General features: G+C 61.9%; 9 protein-coding genes. 7 read left to right on the top strand and 2 right to left on the bottom strand.

Annotated features, from left to right (window positions below; genetic code table 11):
- Positions 1 to 24 precede the first annotated feature (24 nt).
- The 4 genes from ACRARG_RS12305 to ACRARG_RS12290 all read left to right on the top strand — a co-directional run bounded on the left by ACRARG_RS12305 (position 25) and on the right by ACRARG_RS12290 (position 6,456).
- On the top strand, positions 25 to 762 hold the full coding sequence (locus tag ACRARG_RS12305; protein ID WP_432690305.1) for a HupE/UreJ family protein: 738 nt from the start codon (positions 25 to 27) through the stop codon (positions 760 to 762).
- Positions 763 to 821: 59 nt separating this feature from the next.
- Positions 822 to 1,391: a hypothetical protein gene (locus ACRARG_RS12300; RefSeq protein ID WP_432690304.1), complete on the top strand. Its 570-nt coding sequence runs from the start codon at positions 822 to 824 to the stop codon at positions 1,389 to 1,391.
- Between the two features lie 318 nt (positions 1,392 to 1,709).
- Complete coding sequence (locus ACRARG_RS12295; protein WP_432690303.1) at positions 1,710 to 5,381, top strand: calcium-binding protein; 3,672 nt, start codon at positions 1,710 to 1,712, stop codon at positions 5,379 to 5,381.
- A 91-nt stretch (positions 5,382 to 5,472) separates the two neighbouring features.
- Entirely contained in the window at positions 5,473 to 6,456 is a 984-nt protein-coding gene (locus ACRARG_RS12290; RefSeq protein WP_432690302.1) for an AraC family transcriptional regulator, read from the top strand.
- Positions 6,457 to 6,657: 201 nt separating this feature from the next.
- Here ACRARG_RS12290 and acmB read toward each other — a convergent pair whose 3' ends face one another.
- Complete coding sequence (gene acmB, locus ACRARG_RS12285; protein ID WP_432690301.1) at positions 6,658 to 7,857, bottom strand: methyl acetate hydrolase AcmB; 1,200 nt, start codon at positions 7,855 to 7,857, stop codon at positions 6,658 to 6,660.
- A 95-nt stretch (positions 7,858 to 7,952) separates the two neighbouring features.
- Positions 7,953 to 8,975, bottom strand: a complete 1,023-nt coding sequence (locus ACRARG_RS12280) for an AraC family transcriptional regulator (RefSeq protein ID WP_432690300.1) — start codon at positions 8,973 to 8,975, stop codon at positions 7,953 to 7,955.
- A 254-nt stretch (positions 8,976 to 9,229) separates the two neighbouring features.
- Between ACRARG_RS12280 and ACRARG_RS12275 the strand changes: the two genes are divergently transcribed.
- The 3 genes from ACRARG_RS12275 to ACRARG_RS12265 all read left to right on the top strand — a co-directional run bounded on the left by ACRARG_RS12275 (position 9,230) and on the right by ACRARG_RS12265 (position 11,749).
- Positions 9,230 to 9,682: a MarR family winged helix-turn-helix transcriptional regulator gene (locus ACRARG_RS12275; RefSeq protein WP_432690299.1), complete on the top strand. Its 453-nt coding sequence runs from the start codon at positions 9,230 to 9,232 to the stop codon at positions 9,680 to 9,682.
- 194 nt (positions 9,683 to 9,876) lie between these two features.
- Positions 9,877 to 10,497: a glutathione S-transferase family protein gene (locus ACRARG_RS12270; RefSeq protein ID WP_432690298.1), complete on the top strand. Its 621-nt coding sequence runs from the start codon at positions 9,877 to 9,879 to the stop codon at positions 10,495 to 10,497.
- A gap of 7 nt (positions 10,498 to 10,504) precedes the next feature.
- Positions 10,505 to 11,749, top strand: coding sequence for a PhzF family phenazine biosynthesis isomerase (locus ACRARG_RS12265; protein ID WP_432690297.1), 1,245 nt, complete (start codon positions 10,505 to 10,507; stop codon positions 11,747 to 11,749).
- Positions 11,750 to 12,012 lie beyond the last annotated feature (263 nt).

Below are 12,012 nucleotides of genomic sequence, written 5' to 3'. Positions count from 1 at the left end.
TATCAATACTGTTATCTTGTAACATTGACCGAGTTCAAGTCCGTTCTTTTACGGAAATCGTTCGGGCCGGAGCTTTTCTGGAGGAGCACGGGTCGGCTTGCCGCGCAGCTTGCGGCGACGCCGCATGCCGTTATAGTTTCACAAATCTTTCTGGAGGCTTCCGTGTCGAAACACGCAAAACTGGCGCGCAACCTGTGCCTTACACTCTCTCTCGCAATGGTCGCGACGCAGGCTTCCGCTCATACAGGAGAGGGGATTAACACTGGCTTCGCCTCCGGCTTCTGGCATCCGATTCTGGGGTGGGACCATGTCGTCGCCATGGTCGCGGTTGGTATGTGGGGGGCGTTTCTCGGGGCACCCGCGATCTGGATCCTGCCCGTCGTGTTCCCGCTGGTCATGGCTTTCGGTGGCGCGCTTGGCGTTCTTGGCGTCCCGCTGCCCATGATCGAAACTGGAATCGCGCTGTCCGGGGTCGTCCTAGGCCTGCTTGTCGCCTTCGCCGTTCGTGCGCCGATATGGGTCGCCGCCGTTATTGTCGGGATATTTGCGATTTTCCACGGCCATGCGCATGGCACCGAGCTGCCCGAGGCGTTCAGTGCCTACGGCTATGCGGTCGGATTTGTTATTGGAACAGGCCTGTTGCACCTTGCCGGTATTGCTATTGGCTTCCTCACCGCGACACCGACCGGCACGATGGCGGTTCGTGCCGCCGGTGGCCTTGTCGCTTTGGTCGGCGCGGCGTTTCTGGTTGGTGTCGCCTGACGGTAATGGCCGCCGCCCGACCAATCGCGACAGCGGCGGTGACAGCCGCCCTGACATTCTTGTCGACCGCCGCAAACGCCCATAGTTTCGGTGCCGGGACAGACACGTTTCAGGCATTCATAGACGGGTCGAACGCGGTGCTCTTCTCACCGGTCTCGCTTCTGCCATGCTTGTCCCTTGGCCTGCTTCTGTCGCTCTGGACTGCCGAAGGCATGGTCAAGGTCTGGCCGATCCTGATTGCTGGTCATCTCGCCGGGTTCGTCCTGGCCCCGAAGGTCGGCGCTTGGGTGATCCCGACGTTGGTCCTTGCTGGCGCAGTCACTGCGACATTTGCTGCTCTGCTCCCGCGGCATACCCGGATGGAGACGATGGTCCTTGCAGCGGGGCTCGCTCTGTTGACGATGCTTGTCAGCCTTGAAGGTCACGGCTGGCTGGAACTTGCCGCACCGATCTACATTGGCATCTTCTGCGCGGCCAGTTTTGGCGTGGCAGCTGGTGCCGGGCTGGCACGCCTGGCCCTTGAGAGGCTTCCTTTGGCCTGGGTTCGGATCGGCCTCCGGGTCGTTGCCTCCTGGCTGGCCGCGATCCAAATGCTCATGGCCGCGTTTCTATTGGCATCAGTCGGGTAGATGAGCCGGTTTACGGCGGATCGCATTCTGTCATGAGATCCTGATGATCTTTCAGCCAGGAAGTCCAGTTGCTGCAGATCCCGATCCTGATCGAAGACGCACCCCGCGCCCCACGCAGGTGCCCCGAACGGAAATGACAAGTACCGCCTGACGCCAAGCGTCGCAGGCCCTGAGCGCCGTAGATCGGCATGTGATTGGTCTGCAGTGATCGTTTCCAGATTACCTCCGGATTGTTTCGCCGCTATTTGCGAAAAATGCAGATAACATGGCAAACAGGTTAGATTCCTAACTTCCGCGCGTTGAGGCTGGGGGGCCGTGATGCTTCTGCTGTTATTGGTGTTCCCGGCCTTGCTGGGTTTGATCGCCGTCAGCCTGTTCGACGACTCGCCATCGGACGTCTCCGACGATCCCGATCAGACCGGTGTCTCCGGCGACGATGTTCTGGTTGATCCGGACAATTATGGCGCGACCCCCGGCGACGATGTGATCAGCGGCACCAGCGGCGCGGACGAAATCAGTGGCCTCTCCGGTGACGATACCATTGCAGGCCTCGCCGGGGCCGATGGCATTGACGGCAATGCAGGGCGCGATGCGATCTCATCGGGGTCGGGCGACGACATTCTGATCGGAGGTCCGGATGCTGACCGACTGTTCGGCGGTGACGGCAATGACACAATGGATGGCGGGTCGGGGGACGACCTCTTCGATGATCTCTCCGGTTCCGACAGTTTTATTGGCGGCGCTGGCGACGATGTGATCCTGGCCATCGATTCTGCTGTTGGTGCCCCCGATGCGATTGACGGCGGATCAGGCGATGACCGGTTCTGGGGCGACGACGGCGACACGATGATCGGCGGTGATGGGGTCGACCGCTACATGGTCGCGATGGGTCGCGAGGGTGCAGAGCCGGTTGTGATCAAGGACCTCGACTTCTCCCGCCCCGAACTTGGCGGAAAGCCTGATCAGGTATTTTTCACCGATGCCGAAGGCGCGATCTACCCCCGCAGCGCCTTCTTCGACGGCACGCTTAATGTCGGGATTGGCGATATGCCGGACGGCTCGGGCGCCGTCGTGGTCTTCGGCAGCCAGCAGGTGGCCATCATCGAAGGCTACACGGCCGACGAGCTGTTCTATCAAACTATCTGGATCGGGAATTTCCAGCTGCACGAACCGAACCTGATCCAGCCCGGCGAAGCGCTGGACGGCACGGCAGAAGATGATCACCTGACCGGCGGCAGCGGCGACGACACGCTGACCGGAAACGGCGGCGAAGACTGGCTGAACGGCCAGGACGACGACGATCTTATCGACGGGCGCGATCCGGAGGGCACGAGCGGATCGGATACGCTGTTGGGCGGCGAAGGCTGGGACACGATCATCGCTGATGACGGGGATTTCGTGGCAGGCTTCGAAGGTCGCGACAGCTATGAGATCGTGTCTGACGGGGAAGGCACCGCACCGGTCGCCATATTCGGTTATGAAGTGCTCTCCGAAGACGGAACGCCGGAACCTGTGACGCTGATCGACGAAGCCGGCGCGGCGCTGACCGCCGCGGAAGTAACCGCCGGGCTGAGTTTAGAGCCAAACGCAGATGGCGACGGAACTTTCCTGCTCTACGAGGGACAGCAGGTCGCCTATTTCCTTGGCGTGACAGCAGACGAATTGGCCGATACCTCGGCGTGGCTGACGAACATGGCCGATGCGGCCGCGGCGCCTGCTCCTGCGCCGCCCGGCGAAGGCGCGTCCGGCGAGGCAGAGCCGGCCAATGCTATCGGCCTGCGCAACACCGGCGTCCTGACATCCGGCGTCGACATTTCGGCGTCGCTGGTGTCTGCAACCGGGACGGGGGCCGTTGCCACGACCGAGCATTTTGGCGGCAACGCGGTCTATACGGTTAACACCGACACCGGCCAGCCGACAGCCAACTACACTACAGCCACCGACGCGCTCGGGATCGAGCATGTGCGCTTCCCCGCGGGACAGGGCGATCCGCAGGCGGGATTGGAGGACGGCGAGGACTGGCTGGATGTAACCTTGATGGTGCCCGACGGCGCGGGGGGGACCGATCTCCGCCCGGAGCTGACAGACATGTTGGACTGGGCGAAGGAGAACGATGTCCAGGTCACACTTGTCGTGCCCACCCGGCTGATGAGCGTCGATGAATACGAAGACTTCGTAAATGACCGCATCACGCCATTTGCGGAGAAGGTGATGCGCGACTACGGCAGCGTCATCGAGGCCTTTGAGATTGGCAATGAATACTGGGGCACGATGAATGAAACGACCTACGGCCAGAAAGCGGATCTGGCGGCAGTTGGTCTGCGCGAAGGGATGCTGAACGCCGGTCTCGGGGACCTGCGGCAGGCGGACATTATCATTCAGATGGCGACCCCGACCGGCGAGTCAGACTATACGGCCGCGCGGGATTCCCGGGGCTTCAATGTTCGTCTGGAGGCTGCCAATCAGGACATAATTGACGAACTGAGCTTTCAGGCGCGCGTGGCGATCGATGGCCTTGTGGAGCACTATTATTACAACAATACAGAGCTGGTCTTTACCGACGCCGACAGCGAACAGAATTACATCGACCGGGATTATGCGGTCTGGGATGCGAATTTCGGCAAGGAGCTCGACCTTCATATCACTGAATGGAACGTCCGGACGACGGATTACGACGAGGTTGGCATCCGCGCGGTCTCGACCATTCAGGAGCAGTTTGAAAACATGCTCGAAGACGGGGTGGACAGTGCGCATGTCTGGCCGGTGCAGCACAATACTGACAGCGACCTGGTCGGCAGTCCAAGGGAAATCGCTGTTCTGGACGAAGAGGGCCGCGTAACAAACTCTGTCCGGGGCGCCGTCTTTGATCTGATGAGCGAAAGCCTGCCCGGCATGGAACTGATCGCAACCGAATTCGCAGGCGATGACGGCAGTTTCGAAATCAACGCCTACCAGTCGGGCGACAAGACCGTTGTCTACATATCCTCCCGGTCCTTCGACGTTCTGAACCTCGACGTTGACCTGACCGGGCTGGTGGGAGAGGACGCGACCGGCACCGGCATCCAGATCGGCATCGACCAGTCGTCTGAAAGCTCAGACGGATTCCACTGGCGGCAGGATCGCGGCCATACGCCGTCAAGTTCGGTCCGGATTGACGGGCGTGCCTACTATTACGACGAACATGATGTGCGCGCGACGTTCACGGATCATGACTTCGACGGCCCGGAGGTCGACCTGCGCCTGAAACCCTTTGAAGTCATTGAGATCACGTTTAATTCTGCCGCAACGCCCGCTGTCGGAGAGGACGTCGTCTCCGATCCCGTCCGGCCGGACAGACCGGGGGAGGTCATAAACGGCACCGGGCGCGCTGACGATTTGACCGGTACGCCGCGTGACGACACGATCAACGGTTTCGGACGAAACGACACTCTGATGGGCGGAGATGGCGACGACCTGATCAACGGTCATGGCGGGGATGACAGTCTCATCGGGGGCCGCGGGGATGACGAATTGCGTGGTTCGCCGGGCAATGACACTTTGCGCGGCTGGGGTGGCGCCGACACGCTGCGCGGCTATAACGATGACGATGTCCTCTCAGGGCATCAGGGCGACGATGTGCTGGTCGGAAACACGGGCAACGATGTCCTGTTTGGCAATGTGGGCAATGACTCGCTGAACGGCGGCATCGGGCATGACACGCTGGTCGGCGGAGAAGGCGCAGACACCGTCACCGGCTGGGCCTGGGGCGACACCTTCCGATACGAACAGGATCATGTCGCGCCGGGCGACACGATCACCGATTTCTCTCCGGGGCAGGACGTCATCCAGCTGGCGCTACCCGGAGTTTCCCGCCTGGCAGACCTGACTTTCACGCAGCGCGTCGGCGGGCTCGAGGTTGGAATTGGCCGTCATGGCGCTCTCTTCCTTCAGGGCGATCTGACCGTGGCGCAAGTTGCGCAGAACCGGAATTTCGAATTTGTCGCGCCATGATGGCGGATACCTAGAACGTCCTTAAACGTGCAGACAGAAAACAGGTCTGTCTCTATGATCTCCCCAAGGTCTGTCGCCTGAGCACGCCAAGATGTTGAATTACCAATCAAGACACTGGGAGGAAAACGCGCGAAGCCGCGCCGATTTCGGCTCTTTCCTGTTCAGCGCACCCGATCATTTCAACATGTCGAAAGGCCGCGACAGGAAATTGACCGTCAATTCGGCGGAATTCCCCAAGATCGGAACAAGCTTGCTCAGCGTCACGTCAACCGGTCATGAGATTGACCTCGCCGACAACAAGTATCTGACTGTCATGATCCCGACTCATGGGCAGACCCGCGTCCGCCTTGACCGGCGGACAACCGTGATCGAGGAAGGGGCCGCACTGGCCCTTGGCCCTTCAGAACGTTGGACGCAGGTTGAAGGAGGTCGGCACGAGGATTATCGCGCCAATCTCGCGAAGATTTCTCTCGATTCCGCGCCGCTCCGCCATGTCCTGCCGGTTATGAAGGACACTCCGGTACTACCCACCTCTCCTTTGGCCGTCGCCGGGTTCAAGGCATTGATACACTACCTGTTCAGCGATCTCGCGACGTCAATGCCGACCCTGATCCACCGCCCGGCATCGGACCTGTTTGCGGCGCTGGTTCTTGAACACATTCGTATGATTTTCATGATGGTTGAAGATCAGGCCGCGTGCGAACGGCCGCAGCAAGCTCTCGTAAGACGGGCCGAGGATTTTATGGTGGCCCATCTTGAAGACCCCCTCACCGTTCCGATTATCGCTGAGGCGCTCGGCGTGTCCGTGCGGCAGCTACAGAATGCATTCCGGCAATCCGTAGGACAGTCTCCCTGGGAACGACTGACAGCACATCGTCTGGACAAGGCGCGGCGAAACCTTCTCTCCGGCGCCGGACAAACGGTCACCGCCATTGCCTTCGACTGCGGCTTTTCTCATTTGGGCCGGTTTGCACAGACTTATCGCTCGACATTCGGAGAAACGCCCTCTGCCACATTGCGACGGGGACGAGCAGAGCGCTGTCCGGCATCCGCGCTCCCGGGACAACCGGGCTGAATGTAGGGCGGAAAAATGATTCGGGACCATCCATGCCGACGCCTCGGGCGATGGCAAAGGGCCCCGTCAATGCGGAGGTGCCGCAACGTGCTCCGATCGCGGCTGGTTCGGAAAGTTCCTCAGGGCCGGCCACAAGTGGCCCGCCGGCGAAGCGGCGGCCTTACAACCGCCCCTGAGGTCAAAACCCTGCTTCAGACGGCGTCACTGACCCGCGAGTGCTGCGTAGACTGCGCTCTCGAAGTCCATGTACCCCGGGAAAGAGATGCCATCGGCGAACGGCAGAATCTGCGTCGCCCAGTAGCCGCCGATCCCGTTCTTGCGGTCGATCCAGTAATAGCTGTTCGCCAGCCCGGCCCAGCCAATGGACCCGGCCGGCCGACCGGTCGGCGCCTCTTCATTGTTCACCATGAAGGTGTAGGACCAGTCTTTGGCCATGCCCGGGAAGAACTCTGCATCGTTCGACAGCGACGGGATGACACCGGGCAGCATGGTGACCTTTTGCGGCGGGACAAGCGCGCCCTGCACGGCCCATTCCACGGTTTCGGGTTTCAGCACCCGTCCGTTCGGGCCGGCGCCGTCATTCAGCCACATGCGGATGAACTTCATGTATTCCGGCACAGTCGCATAAAGCCCGTGGCCGCCCATATGGACCTCGGGGTCATCGGGCAGGGCAAAGTCGTCCATCGGGACCAGCCCGCCATCCTCGCCCCGGGCGTGGATGGTCGCGGTCCGCTCCTTCATGGCGGGGGTCCGGGTGAAGGCGATCTCCTTCATACCGAGCTGGTCGAAGATCCGCTCCTGCATGACCTCGCCCAGTCGTTTGCCGCGGATACCTTCGACGACCTGTCCGACCCAGTCGATATTGGTGCCGTATTCCCACTTCGTACCCGGATCGAACAGCAGCGGCGTCTCGATACAGGCGCGGCTTCCGGTCACGACCGAGGGCTGGCCCTGCTCTTCGGCGAGGCGCTTGTAGGTCTCGTTGAAGAAGTCATAGCCGAAACCGGCGGTGTGCAGCATCAGCTGGCGGGTCGTCACATCGCTTTTCGGCGCGCGCAGACGGGGGGTGCCGTCCGCATCGAACCCGTCGATCACCTGAAGCTTGCCAATCGCCGGGGCGTAATCCTTCGCGGGGGCGTCGAGATCCAGCAGCCCCTCTTCGACGCATTGCAGAGCCGTCGTGCCCGCGATGGCCTTGGTGGTCGAGAAGATGGCAAAGACCGTGTCCTCCGTCATCGGATCGCCGTCCAGACGCCTCTCGCCCGCCGCGCCGGAATAGATGTCGCCAGTGCGGTCCGTCGCCATTGCGACGACACCGGGCACACGCGATGGACCAGTAACCAGCCCGTTCAGAACGGCGTCACACCGGGCTTTCAGATCGTTTGTGTTGAAGTCCTTCATTGGTTCCTCCCTTGAAGAATGCAGGGAAGACTGCGGGACACTGACCGGGCGTGCTGTCCGCAACCGGCATTATTTGTCCGATTTCGGAAGCCGAGTCAGTGAGGCCGGGCGCGCCCCGCCTTTCGGGCACGTGTCTGCGAGGGCGTTTCTCCGAACCTGTCGCGATACCGGCCGGCCAGGGCGCCGAAGTTCGAAAATCCCCAGTCGGTTGCGATTGTGGTGACGGTCACATCGCCGGGCAGCTTTTCGAGGTCGCTGCGAAACCCCTCCAACCGCCGCGCTGAGAGAAAGGCCCGGGGGGAAATGCCCCGGAACTTCTGGAAACCGCCAGACAAGGTCCGCGCAGAAACGCCGACCCTTTGGGCCACATCGCCGATGGAGGGCGCCTCGCGCGCTTCGGCTTCCATGATCTCCTCTGCCGCGCGCACATAGCCCGGGGCGGCGCAGCGCGCGCCTGTTTCAAGGTTCAGCCCGGCGGCGGCCGACCACTGCCGCAGCAGTTCGACGCAGAGTATTTCTTCGATATGACGCGCAAGGGCCGCATCGGAGGAGATGCCGCCCTCCTGCGTCAGGGCGCGCGTGGCATAGTCGAGCAGTGCGGGCCAGGCCGACCTGTGTCCGCCAATCTTAACGCGGCTGGCCCATAGCCGGTCATCCGGAACAAACCCGAACCACCGCTCTGCGATATCCGCGATCGCCTGATGCGGGATCGTCAGATTCAGCTGCATATGGTCCGGATCGCCTTCGAGCCAGTATTCGGCACGGGAACAGTCGACAACGAAGCTTTCTCCGGCACCGGTAGCGACAGAGCCTCCGTCCGTCTGATGATCCAATGCCCCGCGCAGAGTGTTCAGAACGAGGATGTTTCCGGCATCCGGATCGAACCTGTCAAGGTGAATGCCCGTCCCATAGGCGAACCGGGTCATCGTCACACACCCGGCCTTTGCGGAAATCATAGTGGCATCGGGACGGGACATGCGATCGAGCGGCCGCACACGATAACGCATATAGACCGACCGGCAGAAGTCTTCGACTTCATCCCAGTCCGCCGAATGGGTCTTGCTCTGATGCCGTATCGGCTCTCCCAGAGCATTCAGAACAAGCGCATGTTCCAGCACAACCCCGCTCCTCCTCGTGGTCCGAAACATAGTGTAGCACGTTTTGCTCGGCGCAGGAGTGGGGCATAGCTTTTATCGAAGAGGGCCAGATACCCCAAACACAGCCTCACCCTCACGGTCGCGATACAATCGGAAACACGTCTTGCGTTCACCCCCAATTTATTCATACTGCATGCATGAATAAATCTCTTCTCGCAAATCACCTTGGGGCTCTGGCTGTCCGTTTGACCGACGCGTTGTCGGATACAACGCAGATGTCTGACACGTCCCGCGCGCTCGTCGAAACGCTTTATTTCTGGGGGCCGATGCCCGCGACGGACCTCGCGGCCATCGCAAAGCTTTCTCAACCCTCGGTTCAGCGCGCGCTCGACAAGTTGCGGGAACAACAGCTTGTAACATGGGAAACGCGGGGCCGAACGCGTCCGGTTTCCCTGACCTCCGAAGGTCAGGCATGTGCCGCCGATCTTGTCGCCATACGGGATCGCGTTTTGCAACAGGCCACGGCCTGCCTGAATGCTGAAGAACAGGCCGCTCTGGCACCCTTGCTGGACAAGATGTTGACGGCCCTGACGCACTCGGCAGAAACGGCGCGCCACATGTGCCGGTTTTGCGATCATGATGTGTGCGACGGCCCGGCCTGCCCTGTCGGGGAAACGGCACGCGCCCTGACCAAAGACAGGGGAGGGCATCACCGTGACACTGCCTGACGGCATCACATGTCCGAGCATCCATTCCCCGGACCGCGCAGCGCCTTGCACGCGCATCAGCGGGCATGCGGAGAACGGACCGGATCATCGATCGGTGAAGACGCGGGCCGTCCCGAGGAGGATCAAGCCGAAATGTCCGAGGTGATCCCACGCCGTGTGCCCATGCCGGCCCGACCCTACGCGGGGCGCAGGGCATGAGGTTGCTTGGCCATCCATCTACGATCAATTCCCGCAAGGTCCTTTGGACCTGCGTCGAGCTCGGTCTCACGCCGGTCTGCGAAGACTGGGGCGGCGACAGCGCCTCGCCTCTGGACCCGGTCTTTCTGGCGATCAACCCGAAGGGCCTTGTGCCGGTCTGGATGGAGGGCGATCTGATCTTGACCGAATCCAACACGATCTGCCGCTACCTTGCGGCGCGCGAGGGCCGTGCGGACCTGCTTCCCGCTGACCCTGCCGAACGCGCACGGGTAGAGGGCTGGATGGACTGGCAGGCGACGGAGCTCAACGGGGCCTGGCGCCATGTCTTTATGGGGCGGGTCCGCAATCACCGGGCTTTTGCCGACGCCCGGGCGCAGGAGGCTAGCGCCGCGGAGTGGAACCGGCTTATGGCCCTGCTTGACGCCCACCTTGCGACGACCGGCGCCTTTGTGACCGGCGCACAGTTTACTCTCGCCGATATCGTGCTCGCCCTCTCGACCAACAGATGGGAGATGACACCGATGCAGCGCCCCGACCTGCCCGCAGTTGCGGCCTGGATGGATCGCATGGCGGATCGTCCCGGTTTCCGGCTGCATTGCCGCAACGCCATTCCATGAGGACCTGATGATCGTTCATCGTATCTCTGCATTTACTCACGAGAGCAGGGGTGGCAATCCTGCTGGGGTCGCTTTGCTGGAGGGCCCTGCGGACGCGGCCGAAATGCTGCGTGTGGCGGCAGAAGTCGGCTATTCAGAGACGGCGTTCCTGTACCCGGACGGCCCGGCATGGCGCATCCGCTATTTCGCGCCGGAGACGGAAATCCCGTTCTGCGGCCACGCCACCATCGCTACGGGCGCACATCTGGGCGAAACCTTCGGCGCCGGCACCTACGTGCTGACCCTGGCCAGTGGAGAGACCGTAGAGGTCGAGGCGACCGAGACAGATCGCGGATGGTCCGCGGCTTTCCGGTCACCACCCACATGGTCAAAGCCGATGCCGCCTGCGCTGCTGGAAGACCTGCTGGTCCTCTTCGGCTTGGGAAAAGACGAGCTTGATCCCCGGCTTCCGCCGGCTTTGATCCATGCCGGGGCGACCCACCCGCTTATTGCCCTGCAAAGGCGCGAAAGGCTGTCGCAGCTTGGATATGCATTCGATCAGGGGCGCGCGATCCAGCAACGCGAAGGTTTTGCCACGATCCACGCTGTGCATTGCGAGAATGACAGGTTGTTCCACGCGCGAGGCCCCTTCGCGGTTGGCGGTGTCTACGAGGACCCGGCCACGGGCGCAGCAGCCGCAGCGCTTGGCGGATACCTGCGGGACATCGATTGGCCCTGCGACGGAGCGTTCACAACGATCCAGGGCGCGGATATGGGGCAACCGTCCCGGATCGTCGCCAGTTTCGACGCGGATCGTGGGTCGGCCGTTCGTATCTCGGGCAGTGCAACACCGCTGGCAGCTCCGCTGGACACCGGGTCGCGGAACGACGGCTGGCTGCCTGTGTTCTTCTATGGCCTGCACATGGACACCGCTGCCCTTACGGCGCGTGGCCTGCATTGCGTCGCCTCGGGCCCGGCGTTTGTTGGCGATTACACTGTCGAGCTGCGCGAGAAAGCACGGCTTTTGAAAAAGCCCGGCGCGCAGGCTCCGGGCATCCTGGCGTTCATGACATCCGGCGATCTGGACAAACTCTACTCAGATCGGCCGGCCTATGTGAAAAGGAAGGTCATGGTGACCCTTGCCGGACGATCCGAACCGGTTGACTGCGTGACGATGGCTCTTCCTGAGACTGCACCGGACCCTGCCGGATCTGACGACTATGCCAAGCAATACCATGCACTTGTCCGAAGACTTGGTCTGCCCGAAAGCTAATTCGAAAGGCCCGGGCACCTTCCGCGAAGGGGCCAACGGTGCCACCTCTTCGCGATAGGCCGGCAGCCGTGGATCGTCGGCGCGTGCGGCGGTCGCTTTGATACCAAGTGCAACGCATCCGCAGATCGCCGCGCAGACGATCCGGCCGGATCAGTGGGTCACACCGCGGCTATCGGCTGTTTGTGGTCGACGCTGGGCGTATTGCCCCGAACGGAGCGCGGTCGCGGCGCCAATCGGCCTGTCACACTCAGCTGGCAAACAAT

It is taken from the genome of Pseudooceanicola profundi (assembly GCF_050897955.1).
In the GTDB taxonomy this organism is placed as follows: Bacteria; Pseudomonadota; Alphaproteobacteria; order Rhodobacterales; family Rhodobacteraceae; genus Pseudooceanicola.
Note: the sequence above shows the minus strand (reverse complement) of the source record. Positions and strands in the feature narration are given on the sequence as shown.